Source organism: Labrys sp. 22185, assembly GCF_052045555.1.
Classification (GTDB): domain Bacteria; phylum Pseudomonadota; class Alphaproteobacteria; order Rhizobiales; family Labraceae; genus Labrys; species Labrys neptuniae.
On sequence record NZ_JBQEPH010000001.1, the window covers coordinates 858094 to 874219 of the forward strand.

At 63.9% G+C, this 16126-nt stretch carries 17 protein-coding genes and 1 tRNA gene; 6 read left to right on the forward strand and 12 right to left on the reverse strand.

Translation table 11 applies throughout. The annotated features are described in order from the left end of the window. Positions 1–36: 36 nt before the first annotated feature. The 3 genes from ACTJKX_RS04025 to ACTJKX_RS04035 all read right to left on the reverse strand — a co-directional run bounded on the left by ACTJKX_RS04025 (position 37) and on the right by ACTJKX_RS04035 (position 2400). Positions 37–255 (reverse strand): hypothetical protein, encoded by a 219-nt coding sequence (locus tag ACTJKX_RS04025; RefSeq protein WP_367625683.1) that lies wholly within the window; start codon positions 253–255, stop codon positions 37–39. A gap of 173 nt (positions 256–428) precedes the next feature. Then, the gene (locus ACTJKX_RS04030; RefSeq protein WP_149254613.1) at positions 429–836 is read right to left on the reverse strand and encodes a hypothetical protein; all 408 of its coding nucleotides are present in this window, start codon (positions 834–836) and stop codon (positions 429–431) included. Between the two features lie 130 nt (positions 837–966). Continuing rightward, entirely contained in the window at positions 967–2400 is a 1434-nt protein-coding gene (locus ACTJKX_RS04035; protein ID WP_440724445.1) for an MFS transporter, read from the reverse strand. 122 nt (positions 2401–2522) lie between these two features. Here ACTJKX_RS04035 and soxR point away from each other — a divergent pair, with 122 nt between their 5' ends. Next, entirely contained in the window at positions 2523–2966 is a 444-nt protein-coding gene (gene soxR, locus ACTJKX_RS04040) for a redox-sensitive transcriptional activator SoxR (protein ID WP_440724446.1), read from the forward strand. 6 nt (positions 2967–2972) lie between these two features. Here the strand turns inward: soxR and ACTJKX_RS04045 are convergent, their stop codons facing one another. After that, positions 2973–3389 carry a VOC family protein gene (locus tag ACTJKX_RS04045; RefSeq protein ID WP_149254616.1) on the reverse strand — a complete coding sequence of 139 codons (417 nt, stop codon included), beginning with the start codon at positions 3387–3389 and terminating at the stop codon, positions 2973–2975. A gap of 200 nt (positions 3390–3589) precedes the next feature. Between ACTJKX_RS04045 and ACTJKX_RS04050 the strand changes: the two genes are divergently transcribed. Next, positions 3590–4057 carry an N-acetyltransferase family protein gene (locus ACTJKX_RS04050; protein ID WP_440724447.1) on the forward strand — a complete coding sequence of 156 codons (468 nt, stop codon included), beginning with the start codon at positions 3590–3592 and terminating at the stop codon, positions 4055–4057. Positions 4058–4061: 4 nt separating this feature from the next. Here the strand turns inward: ACTJKX_RS04050 and ACTJKX_RS04055 are convergent, their stop codons facing one another. The 4 genes from ACTJKX_RS04055 to ACTJKX_RS04070 form a co-directional block, all read right to left on the reverse strand. After that, on the reverse strand, positions 4062–4733 hold the full coding sequence (locus ACTJKX_RS04055; RefSeq protein WP_149254617.1) for an amino acid ABC transporter permease: 672 nt from the start codon (positions 4731–4733) through the stop codon (positions 4062–4064). A gap of 20 nt (positions 4734–4753) precedes the next feature. Beyond that, positions 4754–5563, reverse strand: a complete 810-nt coding sequence (locus tag ACTJKX_RS04060) for a transporter substrate-binding domain-containing protein (protein ID WP_440724448.1) — start codon at positions 5561–5563, stop codon at positions 4754–4756. Positions 5564–5674: 111 nt separating this feature from the next. After that, positions 5675–6007 (reverse strand): GYD domain-containing protein, encoded by a 333-nt coding sequence (locus ACTJKX_RS04065; protein WP_440724509.1) that lies wholly within the window; start codon positions 6005–6007, stop codon positions 5675–5677. Further along, positions 6007–6681, reverse strand: a complete 675-nt coding sequence (locus tag ACTJKX_RS04070; RefSeq protein ID WP_440724449.1) for a cysteine hydrolase family protein — start codon at positions 6679–6681, stop codon at positions 6007–6009. The genes ACTJKX_RS04065 and ACTJKX_RS04070 overlap by 1 nt, the downstream gene beginning before the upstream one ends. Positions 6682–6791: 110 nt before the next feature. Here ACTJKX_RS04070 and ACTJKX_RS04075 point away from each other — a divergent pair, with 110 nt between their 5' ends. Further along, positions 6792–7682 (forward strand): LysR family transcriptional regulator, encoded by an 891-nt coding sequence (locus ACTJKX_RS04075; protein ID WP_440724450.1) that lies wholly within the window; start codon positions 6792–6794, stop codon positions 7680–7682. 12 nt (positions 7683–7694) lie between these two features. On the opposite strand, the gene ACTJKX_RS04080 is transcribed toward ACTJKX_RS04075, so the two are convergent. The 4 genes from ACTJKX_RS04080 to ACTJKX_RS04095 form a co-directional block, all read right to left on the reverse strand. After that, positions 7695–8453, reverse strand: coding sequence for a YbaY family lipoprotein (locus tag ACTJKX_RS04080; protein ID WP_440724451.1), 759 nt, complete (start codon positions 8451–8453; stop codon positions 7695–7697). A gap of 119 nt (positions 8454–8572) precedes the next feature. Next, positions 8573–10195: an ABC-F family ATP-binding cassette domain-containing protein gene (locus ACTJKX_RS04085; protein WP_394309782.1), complete on the reverse strand. Its 1623-nt coding sequence runs from the start codon at positions 10193–10195 to the stop codon at positions 8573–8575. A 170-nt stretch (positions 10196–10365) separates the two neighbouring features. Further along, a tRNA-Arg gene (locus tag ACTJKX_RS04090) sits at positions 10366–10442 on the reverse strand. A gap of 85 nt (positions 10443–10527) precedes the next feature. Then, positions 10528–10971 (reverse strand): HlyU family transcriptional regulator, encoded by a 444-nt coding sequence (locus ACTJKX_RS04095; protein WP_311933059.1) that lies wholly within the window; start codon positions 10969–10971, stop codon positions 10528–10530. 51 nt (positions 10972–11022) lie between these two features. On the opposite strand from ACTJKX_RS04095, the gene ACTJKX_RS04100 reads away from it, so the two are divergent. The 3 genes from ACTJKX_RS04100 to ACTJKX_RS04110 all read left to right on the forward strand — a co-directional run bounded on the left by ACTJKX_RS04100 (position 11023) and on the right by ACTJKX_RS04110 (position 15964). Then, complete coding sequence (locus ACTJKX_RS04100) at positions 11023–11265, forward strand: hypothetical protein (RefSeq protein ID WP_440724452.1); 243 nt, start codon at positions 11023–11025, stop codon at positions 11263–11265. 348 nt (positions 11266–11613) lie between these two features. After that, positions 11614–12780, forward strand: coding sequence for an efflux RND transporter periplasmic adaptor subunit (locus ACTJKX_RS04105; protein ID WP_440724453.1), 1167 nt, complete (start codon positions 11614–11616; stop codon positions 12778–12780). A gap of 10 nt (positions 12781–12790) precedes the next feature. Continuing rightward, a complete protein-coding gene (locus ACTJKX_RS04110) occupies positions 12791–15964 on the forward strand; it encodes an efflux RND transporter permease subunit (protein WP_394309774.1) in 3174 nt (1057 codons plus the stop codon). Positions 15965–16126: the final 162 nt, after the last annotated feature.

The following is a 16126-nucleotide window of genomic DNA, read 5'->3' on the forward strand; positions in this document are numbered from 1 at the left end:
TCGGCCGCGCGATGGAGTGGGATGGAAACCGGGACATCATGGCTCCTTCCGTCGGGGAGCGACGCTGTCGTTCCGCTCCACCCAGGGTTTGGGATCGACTGGGCGGAAATCCACGGTCCCCGCGGTGACGGGCGTGTATCGCAGGCGCGGGACCGGTGAGGCGGGATTGGCGGGATCAGGGCCGACGGCGAGCCTGGGCGGCGGCGCACAAGCAGACAGGACGACGGCGAGAACCGTCGGGACGGCGATTTTCATGGAATTTCTCGGACAGCGGCGTCCGGGCTGCCGTCAAGGCAGCGGCCGGCACGCCGGTTCTGGGGACAAGGCGGAATGCAGGGCGTCAGGCGCCGTGCATCGCGACCGGTCGGCCGAGCCCGCGCAGGTTCCGGCAATGCAGGGGCATCGACCGGAGGATGGAACGGGCGGAATCAGCCGACGGACGCTTCGGCTTGTCTCGGCGGTCTGTCGAGCAGCGACAGCATCGACATCGGCGAGTCCTGTTCCCTGATGGAGCGCTTGATGGCGATGGTAAAGGTGCGCGCATTCAGGAGGGGAGCATCGGTCTCCACCGCAACGTGGCAGGCGAAGGCGCAGCAGGTAGAGGCGGCTTCTCCGGCACTATTTTCATTGCCGCATGGCGCCGGCGGATGACAGGACATTCCTTCCATGGCGGCTTCATCGCCATGATGCGGCGTCTCGGCCTCCTTGCCGGCGGCATGGTGGCTCATGGCCTGGTCGCCGGCCATGCGCGTGCTCGCCATCGCCCAGCCCACGGTCGTCACTGCGAAAAGCAATGCGAGCACTAGGCACAGGAACGGGCGAAGCGGGCGAATCATGGGACCTTTGTATGAAGGTTCCCATGTGGGAAGGACAAGTTACCATTTGGGCGAATGATGCGGATCTGTTTGTTCGCGCGGATTGGCGCTGCGGAGCCGCAAGTTGTCGGTTGCCGTAGCATAGATGGTCTTACGCAGGGCATTCTTGCACCTTTTCCGCTTCCCTGAACAAATGCGGCGCCAGTTTCAGTGCCGCGAAGACACCCGGCAGGGCGATCAGAATGGCGAGCACGAACACGGCCAGCATAGCCTCTTGCAATTGCGGACCCGTGGTGGCGGAACCTGCGCCGTTTGCGTTGGCCACGAAGCCGAGCACCGCGGCCCCGATGGCATAGGCGGCCGATTGCAGGGTGGGCAGCAGGGCCGAGGTGCGGTTGCGCTCCTCCGCCGGTGAAGCCTCCATCAGCCCCTGGCTGAGATAGCCCCAGCTCGCGCCGAAACCCGCCCCGATCAGGACCTGGCCGCCGACGAGCAGTACGATGTCGGTGAGCCAGAGCCCGACAATGATGGCGATGAGGCCCAGCACCAGGAACAGTGGGCCCAGACAGATCAGCCGGCGGCGGATCTGATGCGAGCCCACGCTCGCCACCGCGATGGCGACCAGGCTCCAGAACACGGCCATTACCGCGTTGAGCGCGCCCGCCAGCGTGGCACCGTAGCCCCAGAGATGCTGGATCAGGTAGACGAGATAGACCGAGGCCGCCGAATGGGCCATCGGCATCAGGAAGACGATCCACAGGCCGAGGCCGATGGGCTTGTCGAGCCGAAAGGCGTCCTTGGGGAAGAGCCGCGCCGGCGAACGCCGGTCGCTGTAGACGGCACCGACATAGAAAAGTGCGGCCAGCACCAGCAGCAGCATGGCGGCGCCGGTGCCGCCGGCCACGTCCGCGATCATCACCGCGGCCATGCCAGCTCCGATCGCACCGAGCTGGACGAGGGGAAGCGCTGCCGCCTCCTGTCGGGCTCCATGCGGCACTACTTTGAGGACCAGGACGATGAAGATCAGCGAGAGCGGTACATTGACCAGGAAGGCGGCCCGCCAGGACACGGTCTCGCTGATGATGCCGGCGATGGCCGGGCCGCCGAAGGCCGCCGCTGCCCAGACCATAGCCTCGGCGCCGAACACTCTGGGTACCAGGCGCGAGGGAAAGATTTCCGGGATCAGGGCATAGCAGACCGCGGCGATCAGGCCTTCGCCGAAGCCCTGCAGGGCGCGTCCCACCAGCAGCACGGCCATGGCGGGAGCAAAGCCCGCAAGCAGGGTGCCGGCCGTGAACAGCAGAGCTGCCCCGATCAGTGCCGCCCGTGCGCCATGGCGACCCTTGGCCAGCGCCGCAATCGAGCCGCCGAGAATGGCAAAGATCAGATAGAGGCTGACAGACCAGGCGATCAGCGAGGCACCGCCAAGCTCGTCGATCGCCGAGGGTAGGGCGGTCGAGACCAGGAAGCTGTTGAAGGCGAACAGGGCAACGCCAAGGCAGAGCGTGGCTGTCGCGCCGGCATAACGGCCGACCGCGATCTCGCGCCAATGGGCTTGGGTTCCCGTCCCGACCTGCGTGTCCATCCTCGGCTCCAACTCGCAACATCCATCTCGAACAAGGTCCGATGTCACTTCAGCATCGCGACTTCGTCTGGCCTACAACCTCTACTTAAGTTAAGGTCAAGCGGTTTTTTGGGAGACGATCCATGGCTGAACTGAGCGTCGGCGACCTTGCTCATCGCAGCGGCGTGTCGGTGACGGCGCTGCATTTCTACGAGCGCAAGGGGCTGATCCGCAGCCGGCGCAGCCAGGGCAATCAACGGCGTTACGACCGGGCTGTGCTGCGCCGCGTCGCCCTGATCAAGGTGGCGCAGGAGCTCGGCTTCTCGCTGGCGGAGATCCGGGCGCGCCTCGCCGAGCTTCCCGACAATCGTCCGCCCTCCCGCGGCGATTGGGAAAGGCTCGCCACGCACTGGGCCGACGAGCTCGACCACCGCATCGCCCTGATGCAGAACCTGCGCAACGAGCTGACCGGTTGCATCGGCTGCGGCTGCCTGTCGATGGAGCGCTGCACCCTGCTCAACACCGACGATCGGCTCGCCGATGCGGGCAGCGGGCCGATCCGGCTGATGCAGGAGGCTGGAGAATGATGCGGCTCAGGCGGGAGCCTCGAACGGCAGGTTGATCTGCCAGGAGACGCCGAAACGGTCGGCGACCCAGCCGAACCGGCGGCTGAATCCATAGTCGTCGAGAGCCATGAAGACGGTGCCGTCCTGGGAGAGGGCCGCGAAGAGGCGATCGAGGTCCTCACTCGTTTCGCAGTCGATGAAGAACGAAAAGGACGGCGTGAAGGTGAAATTGTGCTGCACGGGGCTGTCGATGCACATCACGCTCTGGCCGGCGATGCTGAAGCGTGCCTTCTTGATGGAGCCCGGCAACCCCATCTCACCAGCGCCGTAACGCTCGACGTCGAGGATCTCGCCGTCGGGAAACAGGGAAACATAGAGGTTCATGGCGGCATCCGCCTGGCCTTGTCCCTGGAACATCAGGAAAGGCTGGACCGTCAGTTTCATCGGCATTTCCTCCAGAAAGGGCGGTCGTCATCCCAGCGCCTGTTCGGCATCGGCCGGCACTTCCTTCCACGATGACGTGGCGAGAATGTGGGCCGGTTACCTCTCCGCGCTTCGGGCGTGGGAGCCGCAGAGAATCGGGGTAAGGCAGCGTGAAGCGCAAGAGCCCGCATCGGGCAGGCATGCAATCGGGACGGATGGCAATGGATGTCGTTGTGATCAGGCAGGGCGGCGAGGCGGACAAGCCGGCGTTGAAGGCAATCCTCCGGGATACATTCGACAGCACCTGGCGGCCCAACATCACGCCGGCTGCCGTCGAGCGCTATCTGACCTCCGGTGTCGCCGACCGCTTCATCGACGAGCATGGGCTGGAGTGCCTGGTTGCCGAGATCGACGGCGAGGTGGTGGGCTTCATACGCTGGGAAGGCGATTTCATCGACGCCCTGCATGTTCATTCCCGTCACGCTCGTAAGGGACTCGGACAGCGGCTGATGGATGGAGCGGAGGCCGCGATCGCGGCGGCCGGCTTTGCACAGGTGCGCCTCGAAACCGATACCTTCAACCAGGCAAGCCAGGCCTTCTACCACTCGCGCGGCTATCGCGAGGCCGGACGCTATCCTGACGAGGAATGGCAGAGCGGGCTGACCACCATTCTCTTCGTCAAGCCTTGAGGCTTCACTGCAGGCGGCGCGCGATGATCGATTGCGCCAGCATGAACAGCGAGACGATGGCGAGATAATAGATCAAGGCGGCGCAATACCATTCGACGAAGCGGAAGGAGGCGGCGATAGCATCGTTCACCACCGCCATGATCTCGCGCAGCGAAATGACATAGGCGAGCGAGGTCACCTTCAGGAGGTTGATGAACTCGTTGACCAAAGCGGGCAGCGAGACACGCAGGGCTTGCGGCAGGATCACCAAGCGGAAGGCTTGCAGTCGCGTGAGGCCGAGAGCCGTCGCCGCTTCGCCCTGTCCCGCACCGATCGAGCGCAGAGCTCCCTTCATGATCTCCGCCATATAGGCGGCAGTGACCAGAGTGAAGGAGATTGCGGCCGCCACGAAGGGCGTGAACCAGCCGGCCTTGAGCAGAAAGGGCATCAACTGCGGCGAGCCGTTCCACACCAAGAGCAGCACCAGGATGAGCGGGGCGGCGCGGAACACCCAGACATAGAACTGCGCCGAGCCATTGCGTATCGCCTTGCGTGAATTCAGGCACAGCGCCAGCGGCAGGCAGACGAAGAACGAGACGGCGAAGACGATGACGGACAGGACCAGGGCGATGGCCGCGCCCTGCAGCATGGCCGGGGTGGTCAGTGCCGTCAGGAGGAGAGCCGGATCGAAGGACATGTCGATGCCACTGCTCTCGGCTACTTGTCGTAGTCGACGTCGAAGACAGCAGACTTGAGGCCGTATCTCTGGGCGAGGCCGGCAAAGAAACCGTCATCCCGCAGTTTTCTCAGGGCCTTGCGCACCACTGCCTGGTCGCCATCCTTGCGACGCATATAGATGCCGTAGGTGAAGTCCGACTGCCATGTATAGGCGATCTGGAGCGTGTCCCTGGCGTCGGCGACCCGGAACGCGCCCTCGGCCTCCTCGGTCAGCGTCGCATCGACCCGACCCACCATCACCTGCTGGTAGGCGGCCTGCTGGGTCGGGTAATTGTGGATAGTGACTGGGGCCTTGCCGGCGGCTTCGAGCGTCTTGTTGAGGGGATCCAGGCGCTCTTCCTTGTAATAGGTGCCAGCCTCCAGCGCGACATTGAGGCCGCTGAGATCGTCCGGCTTGCCGATGGCGCCGTTTCCGGCCTTGGTCACCAGCACGGTGGCCGATTTCATGTAACGCACGCCGTCATAGGTCTTGCGGCGCTCGTCATTGACATAGATGCCGCTGATGATCAGGCCGCAGCGTCCCGAGCCGAGCGTCGGCAGGAGGCCCGAAAAGTCGGTGACGGTGTAGGTCGTGCTGGCGCCCCAAGCCTTGGCCAATGCCTCGGCGATCTCGACGTCGATGCCGACAGGCGTCAGGTCACCGGGCGAGCGCTTGTAGGTCAAGGGTGGAAACGCTGCGGTAGTGCAAATATTGAGCGATCCGTCCGAAACGAAGCTCGGCTGCTCTGCGAGTGCCGCAGTACTGGCGAGCGTCGCCAGCGCGACCATGGTCACGAATTTTGCTGTCATGACTGGTTCCCCTGGAGCAAGGCGTGTTCATGGCTGAACGCTGGCACGCTCCGACTCATGTTTCGACGTGTCTTTGTGATTCTTGGCGGCTCCGTCACGCCGCAAAGCGCTTCAGGTTCCCAGGGTGTCCGTTGCCTGGATGCGTCCGATGATCCCGCCATAGGCTTGTATGTCGAAGGCCGGGAGAATGAGCGGATCGACATGCCCGTCGCGACGCGCGGTGAGCACATATTGCATCATCGCCTCAACGCTCGGCATCTCGAAGACCTGGACGAAGTCGTAGGCGCCGAGCACGGCGTAGAAGGCGATGGAACGGCCGCCGAGCGCGGCGACACGCTCCTCGCTGAGCTGCCGCCGCCCGGCGCTGTCGGCAAGCTCGGCCAGCCCCTTGGCTGTCAGGCGCATCAGGGAAATGTAGCGCTGGGGTGCGCCGCGATCCGGCATCACGCGCCGGCCCTCGGCAGCTTGGCGAGGCCGGCCAGCACCGCGGCCGAATCCGTCAGGGCGCCGAAGATGCCGTTCTCCACCGTCACCATGTGCAGCGCCGCCTCATGGGCGCGCTGGTCGCCGCTGGCGCAGGCATCGGAGATGGTCAGGCACTGGAAGTTGCGGTCGCAGGCCTCGCGCAAGGTGGTGTGAACGCACACATCGGTGGTGCAGCCCGAAAAGAGCAGATGAGTGATGCGCTGGGCCCGCAGCACGTGCTCGAAATCAGTATAGGTGAAGGCGCCGTTGCAAGTCTTGTCGACGATGATGTCCTCGGGGCGCACCTCGATGTCGGAGACGATCTCGAAGCCCGGGCCCGAGCGCAGCAGAACCTGCGTGCCGTCGAGGCCGGCGCGGCTGCGTCGCCATTTTTCGTAAGGGGTCATGTCCGCCATGTCGCCGCGATAGCCCTGGCGGGTATGGATGATACGGATGCCGGCGGCGCGGGCGGCGTCGATCAGCCGGTTGACCGTCGGCAGGATGGCTCGAAGCGGGCTGGGATCATAACCCTGCCTGGCAAAATAGCCGGTCGGCGAAAGGAAGTCCTCCTGCAGGTCGATGACAACAAGCGCCGTGCTGCGCGGATCGAGCCGGCCATCATAGGGATAATCGAATGGTGTTGCCTTGATCATCGGGGTGCTCCCTTTCGCCTTCCTGGATAGCACCCGAAATCGTTCTCAAAAAACGATTTATTTTAACCAAAATTGTTCTATTAAATTCATCAATTATCCTGCGAGGCACCGTGGCCCGGCCCCTGATCTATCTGCAATATCTTCCGGCCTTCGAGGCGACGGCCCGGCTGGCCAGCCTTCGCCGGGCGGCGGAGGAGCTCAATCTCAGCCCGAGCGCGGTCTCGCTGCAACTCAAGAAGCTCGGCGAAGCGACGGGGATCGTCCTGTTCGAAAGGGCAGGGCGCAACATTGCGCTGACGCCGGCTGGCCGCGATTTTGCCCAGGCAGTCGCCGTCAGCCTTGGCCAGCTCGATGGGGCGGCGCGCGACTGCCGCAGCCGGGGCGCAGCGACCCCACAGCAGAGCCTGGCACTGTCCCTGCCGACTGCGCTCGGGGTCGCCTGGCTGAGTGCGGTGGCGGTGGAGTTTGCGGAAAACCGCAACATCGCCAACCTGGCCATCAACGAGGCGATAACCGCCGCCGAGGTGGATTGGCAGGCCAGCGATGTCGCCATCGTTTATGATAATCCACCTTTTCCAGGACGGTATTGGCGCCTGCTCAGCGAGGTGCGGCTGCGGACAGTATGCGCCCCGACCCTGTTTCCGAGGCTTGACCTGCAGCACCGCGAGCGCAAGCTCAACGGTATCACGCTGCTGCACGAGGATCGCGGCGAGGAATGGGCGCGTTGGGGCGTGGCGGCGCGGGTCAATCTGCAAGGCAGCGCCAGCGTGCGCGTGGCTTCGGTGGCGCAGGCGATTGCCTCCGCCGTGCAGGGGCAGGGGCTGGCGCTGGTCTCGGACGTGCTCACGCGCAATTTGCTGCGCGAGGGCCGGTTGATCCAGCCCTTCGCCACCTCGATCAACGCCGCGGCGGCCTACTATATCCTCTGCCCCGTCGACCGGGCGGAGGAGCCGCTCCTGCAGGCGCTGATGGAGCGGCTTGTCGAGCGCGTCGGGTCGTAAGAGCCGGGGCGGCTACATGCGGGAGAGCAGGAGGATCCGGCGGCCCCTGGCATCGAGGAGCAGCAGCTTGTTGCGGGCGGCATCGATGCGCCAGCTGCGGGCGGCCTGCAGGGCTTTGAGGAACTTGCCTTCCTGATCCATGATGGCGGGAGGGCAGGCCATCTGGGTGCTGACGATCTGCCCGAAGCGGATGCGCGAGCCCTTGATCACGGTACTACCGCCCATGCCGTTGCAGCCGCCGCGGCCGGAGACTTTGCCGTCGGCGGCGATTTCGAGCACGCTTTGGGCGTTGTCGACCACGCCGTGGCCATTGATGTCCTCGGCCAGCCAGCGTCCGCCGGGACCTGCAGGACCCGCTTCAGCCGCGTGGCCGACACGATCGACCTGAATGTCGCCATTGATGGGTTCGCCCGCGGCGACGGCGTGGTGTGTGGTGTTGAGGAACCACAGGCGCCCATTGACGCTGATGCGCGCCTCCAGGGCATAGCGGCCCGACGGCTTGAGCACCCTGTCGTCATAGCGCAGGCGATAGGGAATAGGCACCTGCCTGCCGGATCGAAACGATGTCCGCGCCAGTGTTCGAGCCGGGGCGTCCGCCAGGGAGACGTCGACGAGCTTGACCTCGACCACCGCCGAGGGAGGCAAAGCGATGCGCTCGCGATAGCTGACCGTACCGGCGAGGGTACGCTGCCTTGCGAATGCTTCGCTCGCGGGAAGCAGCAGGCCGAGCAGGGCGCAGGCTAGTACGATAGGTCGCCAGCGATTGATCATCGGGTATCACTCCTTCAAAGGCGAGGGGCGCAGCACAGTCCGGACCACCGGCCTCTTTGGCTAGCCTAGCAGCTTGACGCGCCGCCCACACCCTTGGCCGGAATTCGGAAGGCCCAGCCTTAGCTGTGAAGCCCCGGCGCCTCATGCCCGGTGCGGGCGACATATTCGGTATAGCCGCCGCCATATTGGTGGATGCCATCCGGCGTCAGCTCCAGCACCCGGTTGGAGAGAGCGGCGAGGAAGCGCCGGTCATGCGAGACGAACAGCATCGAGCCCTCATATTGCGCCAGGGCCGCGATCAGCATCTCCTTGGTGGCAAGATCGAGATGGTTGGTGGGCTCGTCCAGCACCAGGAAGTTCGGCGGATCATAGAGCATCTTGGCCATCACCAGCCGGGCCTTTTCGCCGCCCGACAGGAAACGGCATTTCTTCTCGATGTCGTCACCCGAAAAGCCGAAGCAGCCGGCGAGAGTCCGCAGTGAGCCCTGACCCGCCTGGGGAAAAGCATCCTCCAGTGTCTCGTAGATGCTGCGATCGCCGTCGAGCAGGTCCATGGCATGCTGGGCGAAGTAGCCCATCTTGACGCTACCGCCCTGGACGACCGTGCCCTTGTCGGGGTCGGTCGTGCCGGCGACGAGTTTGAGCAGGGTGGACTTGCCGGCACCGTTGATGCCCATCACGCACCAGCGCTCCTTGCGGCGAACCTGGAAGGTGAGGCCATCATAGATGCTGCGATCGCCATAGGCCTTGTGCACCTCCTTCAGGCTGACGACGTCGTCGCCCGAACGTGGTGCCGGCTGGAATTCGAAGGCGATGCTCTGGCGGCGGCGCGGCGGCTCGATCTTGTCGATCTTCTCCAGCTTCTTCACCCGGCTCTGCACCTGCGCTGCATGGGAGGCGCGGGCCTTGAAGCGCTCGATGAACTTGATCTCCTTGGCGAGCATGGCCTGCTGGCGCTCGAATTGCGCCTGCTGCTGCTTTTCGTTGAGGGCGCGCTGCTGCTCGTAGAATTCGTAATCGCCCGAATAGCTGGTCAGCGTGCCGCCGTCGATTTCCACCACCTTGGAGACGATGCGGTTCATGAACTCGCGATCATGCGAGGTCATCAGGAGGGCGCCTTCATAACCCTTGAGGAACTCTTCCAGCCAGATCAGGCTCTCGATGTCGAGATGGTTGCTCGGCTCGTCGAGGAGCATGGCGTCGGGGCGCATCAACAGGATGCGGGCCAGCGCCACACGCATCTTCCAGCCGCCGGAGAGAGCCCCGACATCGCCGTCCATCATGGCTTCGCTGAAGCTGAGACCGGCCAGCACCTCGCGGGCACGCCCTTCGAGCGCATAGCCACCCAGTTCCTCGAAGCGCCCTTGCACCTCGCCATAGCGCTCGATGATCGCGTCCATGTTGTCGGCCTGGTCCGGATCGGCCATCGCTGCTTCGAGTTCCTTCAACTCGGCCGCGACTTCGCTGACCGGCCCTGCGCCGTTCATCACCTCGGCGACCGCGCTGTGGCCGGCCATCTCACCGACATCCTGGTCGAAATAGCCGATGGTCACGCCGCGATCGACCGAGACGCGGCCTTCATCGGTCTCCTCCTCGCCGGTGATCATGCGAAACAACGTGGACTTGCCGGCGCCGTTGGGGCCGACGAGCCCGACCTTCTCGCCCTTCTGCAGGGTGGCCGAAGCCTCGATGAAGAGAATCTGGTTGCCGTTCTGCTTGGAGATGTTTTCGAGGCGGATCATGATGCGGTGCGGTCAATGAATAGGGAACCGCGCTCTTACGCGATGCCGGGATTTTGAGGAAGCCTCCAATGCCCGGAGAAGGAAGGACAGATCAGTCATTCCTCGCAGGCATGGGATGGCACTTAAGCTCATGCCCGCAAATAACTGACAATGTGAAGGAAAGGAGAGAATGGCGCGCCCGAAAGGATTCGAACCTCTGACCCTCAGATTCGTAGTCTGATGCTCTATCCAGCTGAGCTACGGGCGCGCTGGGAAGCGACCGGCGCTTCCATGGGCGGTCTGATAACCAAGCGAAGCGGGGGATGCAAGCCCCCCTCGCGCTTTTTTTCACATTATCGAAATAAACCCTCGCCCTGCTCGTCGATCAGCTGCTTGCCCTTGGTCAGGGAAAACTGCACGGCATCGTCCAAACTGGCGAAACGATCGGCCCGAATGAACTTGTGGCTCTTGAGTTCGCCACCGATCTCTTTTTCCACATAGCCGCAGGTTTGATACTGGCCTCCCTCCTTGTAGGGGGCCGGACGCACGGTGAATCCGTTGTATTCCTCGCCGTCGCCCTTGGGGGCGGGCTCACCATCCGATTCGCGTTTGCCTCCGAACAGAGAGGAGAGGGATTTAAGGAAGGAGGCCACGGCAAAGTCCCAGTCTGATTGATCAAGGCCCGCACGATAGCCGCATTGACGCCTGTCGCCAATGGGCGCATGTTCCGCCCGGTTGTGGGAGGACGAGCTTTCGCGCAGGGGCTGCGGGGATTTGCTCCAGCCGGCGTGCTTCACTAGAATTTGCCGGCCGCTACGAGATGCGGCAGCGATTCCTGGGACACAGACATGAACAAGCTCATTCTCGCCAGCATGATCGTGATGGGTGGGTTCTATGCTGGGACAGGTACGGGACACGCGGCCTCCCGCCCTCAAGGCGAGCGCTACGCCGACAATGCCAGGCTCGAATGCATCCTGCCCTGGTACCGCTTCTTTGGTGCCTGCGACGAAGCAATCCAGGATCCGCCCGATGGCAAGAACGGGCATGCCTGGGAGTATCGCAGCCACCGACATCGCGGCTGGCGTCGCTAAAGCCTTACGCCGTAAACAGGATTCCGGTTCTCAGCGAGGACGGCCCGCCGGTGGGAATCCTCGAAGCTGGCCTCAATGCCAAGCCGCGGAGCGCCTCTTCGGAGCGCGGGGGCGCATTTTTTTCCGCATCGCTCTTCATCCCGTGGCCTTGAAATTGCCGCGGGAAGACCAAGATCTAGGAACCCCACAAGACGGCGGGGAGCCGCGGGGATTTCATTTTCAGTTTTGCCGGACAAGGGAGCCGGCATCGGGATTGTCGACGGACCCGGCAGACGGGCGCGTCGGTATGCCTGGTGCCGATTTTCGCTAACTTATTGATTTTTCACCAGGGTCCATAAAGGGGCAGCGATGCGTGAAGGTAAGATGATACTAGATGGTTTGCATGGCCGCGATGCCGTCATCGGCACCCTGCTGGCCTTGGGGCTCTCGACGGCGGCGATCGCCCAGAATGCACCGCCACCCCCGGTTTCCGTCGCCAAGCCGGTGGTGAAGGACGTCGTCGAATATGACGATTTCATCGGCCGCTTCGAAGCGGTGGACCGCGTGGACGTCCGGGCTCGGGTCTCGGGCTATGTCGACAAGATCCATTTCATCGACGGTGCCATCGTCAAGGCGGGAGATCCGCTCTTCACCATCGACCAGCGCCCCTATCAGGCCGCCCTCGAGGAGGCGCAGGCTGGCGTCGAGGCAGCCAAGGCGCGGGTGGATTTCGCCGCGGGCGACGTCAGCCGGGCCGAGAATCTGCGCAAGTCCGGCAACATCACCGGCCAGATCTATGACGAGCGCACCCAGACGCTTGCGACAGCCAAGGCCGACCTCAACCGGGCGCAGGCAACCTTGAACCGCGCCAAGCTCGACCTGCAATTCACCGAGATCAAGGCACCGATCGGTGGCCGCATGTCGCGCCGGCTGGTCTCGCTCGGCAATCTCGTCAACGCAAACGAGACCGTCCTCACCAATGTGGTGTCGATGGATCCGATCAATTTCTATTTCGACGTCGACGAGCGCTCCTATCTCGCCTACCAGAAGCTCTCGACCGGGTCGTTGCGCGTCTCCAGCGACGGCAATCTCAACGAGGTCCTGGTCGCCACCTCCAACGAGCGCGAGCCCATCCACAAGGGCCATATGGACTTCACGGACAACCGCCTGGATGCCGCCAGCGGCACCATGCGGGCCCGCGCCGTGTTCGAGAACAAGGACCTGGCTCTGGTGCCCGGCCTGTTCGGCCGCATCCGCATTCTCGGTTCCGACAAATACAAGGGCGTACTGGTGCCCGAGGACGCGCTCGGTTCCGACCAGGATCGGCGTGTCGTCTATGTCGTCGGTGCCGACAACACCATCGCGCTGAAGCCGGTGCGTGTCGGCTCGCGCGTGGACGGCTACCGCGTCATCCGCGAAGGGCTGAAGGGTGACGAGACCATCGTCGTCAATGGGCTGATGCGGGTGAGACCGGGTATCAAGGTCGATCCCAAGCTGACGACCTTGCCGGCGACCGCCGTCGCAGCCGCCAACTGAGAGAGCGGTCATGCGGTTTGCCCATTTCTTCGTCGATCGGCCGATCTTTGCTTCGGTTTTGGCGGTCGTGATCACCCTTGTCGGCGCCATCGCCTTTCTCGGCCTGCCGGTTGCGCAATATCCCGAGATCGCACCACCCACCATCGTGGTGCGCGCCAGCTATCCCGGCGCCAATGCCCAGACCGTTGCTGCCACGGTGGCGACGCCTTTGGAGCAGCAGATCAACGGCGTGGAGAACATGCTCTACATGTCCTCCTATGCCTCCAACGATGGCTCGATGTCGCTGACCATCACCTTCAAGCTCGGTACGGATCTCGATACCGCTCAGGTGCTGGTGCAGAACCGGGTGGCCATCGCGACGCCCCGTTTGCCCGACGATGTCAGGCGCCTCGGCGTCACCACGCTGAAGTCCTCGCCCGACCTGATGATGGTCATCCACATGTTCTCGCCGGATGACCGCTATGATCAGCTCTACGTCTCCAACTACGCCCGCAACAATGTACGCGACGACCTCCTGCGTCTCGATGGCGTCGGCGATCTCACCATCTTCGGCGAGCGCCAGTACAGCCTGCGCGTCTGGCTCGATCCGGACAAGCTGGCCAGCTATGGCCTGACCTCGTCCGACGTGGTCAAGGCTATCCAGGCCCAGAACGTCCAGGTTTCCAGCGGCGCCATCGGCCAGGAGCCGACCAGTTCGGGCGGGGCCTTCCAGGTTACCATCAACACGCAGGGGCGCTTCCAGGACGTCGCCCAGTTCCGGCGCGTGATCGTGCGCTCGACCCCGGACGGACAGCTCGTCCGGGTCCAGGACGTGGCGCGCGTCGAACTCGGCGCCCAGGATTACGTCACCAATTCCTATCTCAATGGCAAGCCGGCGGTAGCGCTGGCGATCTTCCAGCGCCCGAACACCAATGCGCTGCAGGCCGCCGACGAAATCATCAAGAAGATGGAGGAGCTCAAGCAGTCCTTCCCGCCCGGCATCGCCTATTCGATCGTCTACAATCCCACCCAGTTCATCGCGGAATCGGTCAATGCCGTCTACCACACCCTCGGCGAGGCCGTGGTGCTGGTGGTGGTGGTGATCATCATCTTCCTGCAGAGCTGGCGCACGGCGCTCATCCCGGTAATCGCCATTCCGATCTCACTGATCGGCACCTGTGCGATCATGGCCGTCTTCGGCTTTTCGCTCAATACGCTGACCCTGTTCGGCATGGTGCTGGCGATCGGTATCGTGGTCGACGACGCCATCGTGGTGGTGGAGAATGTCGAGCGCAACATCAGCCTGGGCATGTCGCCGCGCGATGCGGCGCATGAAACCATGGACGAGGTCGGCACGGCGGTGATCGCCATCGCCCTGGTGCTGGGCGCGGTCTTCATTCCCACCGCCTTCATTCCTGGGATATCGGGCCAGTTCTATCGGCAGTTCGCGCTGACGATCGCAGTTTCGACCTTCCTCTCCGCCTTCGTCTCGCTCACCCTGTCGCCGGCGCTCGCAGCGATCCTGCTTAAGCCGCACAGTCACGAGCCGCCGCGCAACCCTCTGACGAAGCTCGGCAAGAGCCTGGCTGGCGGCTTCAACCGCGGCTTCGATGGCCTGTCCAATGGCTATGCCTCCAGCGTCAATCGTGTCGTCAGGCGCAAGATCATCATGCTTCCGCTCTATGCGGGACTGCTGGCCGGCACGGTATGGGCGGTGCAGAAGGTACCGCAAGGCTTCATCCCGACGCTCGACCAGGGCTATGCCATCGTGGTCGTGCAGCTGCCGGACGGTGCCGCGCTTTCGCGCACCGATGCCGTCACCCGGCGGGTCTCGGAAATCGCGCGGGCAACGCCCGGTGCGCAGGATGCCGTCGCCTTTGCCGGCTTCTCTGGCGCGACCTTCACCAATGCCACCAATTCGGCTGCGGTCTTCGTGCCCTTCAAGCCTTTCGAGGAGCGCCTCAAGGAAGGGCTGACGGCCGACAAGATCATCAAGGACCTGTTCGGCCGCATGCAGGTGATCGAGGAGGCCTTCATCATCGCCATCCCGCCGCCCCCGGTGCGTGGTATCGGCAATGCCGGCGGCTTCAAGCTGCAGGTGCAGGAGCGGTTGGGCTCGGACATCCAGCGCATCCTTGCTTCGACCTATGAGATGATGGGCAAGGCGCGCCAGAATCCGAAGCTGTCGGGCGTGTTCACCACCTTCTCGGCCAATTCTCCGCAGCTCTTCCTCAATATCGACCGGCAGAAGGCCGAGATCCTGAACGTGCCGATCACCAACATCTTCGACACGCTGCAGCAGAATCTCGGCACGGCCTATGTCAATGACTTCAATGCGTTCGGGCGCGTCTACCAGGTGCAAGCCCAGGCCGACCAGCGCTTCCGCAACGATCCCGAACAGATCGGGGGCCTGCGCGTACGCTCGGCGTCGGGGGCCCTGGTGCCGCTCGGCACGCTGGTGGAGGTGAAGGAGGTCTCCGGCCCACAGTTGATCCAGCGCTACAACATGTACCCGTCCGTGCCATTGCAGGGCAATGCCGGCCCGGGCGTCTCCACGGCCCAGGCCCTGGACGAGATGGAGGCCCTGGCCAAGGCAACCTTGCCGCAGGGCACCAGCTTCCAATGGACGGACCTGGCCTTCCAGGAGCGGGCGACCGGCAATACCGCGATCTTCATCTTCGCCCTGTCGGTGCTGTTCGTCTTCCTGGTGCTGGCCGCCCAGTATGAAAGCTGGTCGCTGCCGCTCGCCATCATCCTGATCGTGCCGATGGCCGTGCTCTCGGCGCTGCTCGGCGTGATGGCGCGCGGCATGGACAACAACATCCTCACCCAGATCGGCCTGATCGTACTGGTGGGCCTGGCCGCCAAGAACGCCATCCTGATCGTGGAGTTCGCGCGCGAGGCCGAGGCGCGGGATGGCAAGAGCCCGATCGAAGCGGTGGTGGAGGCCTGCCGCCTGCGCCTGCGCCCGATCCTGATGACGGCCTTCGCCTTCATCCTGGGCGTGGTGCCGCTGCTGATCGCTACAGGCCCCGGCGCCGAAATGCGCCAGGCTCTCGGCACCGCCGTGTTCTTCGGCATGCTGGGCGTCACCTTCTTCGGCCTGTTCCTGACGCCGGTGTTCTACGTCACCATGCGCCTGATCGCGCCCGGCAGGAAGAAGAAGGAGGCCAAGCCGGCGGAGGTTGCGCCGGCTGCGGAGTAGCGCCTCTTCGGAGCGCGGACTTCCAGTCCGCTCTTGGAAGCAACATCCTACGAAAAAAGGGCGCGACCGGTGAGGTTCGCGCCCTTTCTTGGTGTGCTCTCAGCTTCCAAGAGCGGATATCGCGACATGCTTGCATGTCGCTGAGAAGTCCGCGCTCCGGGG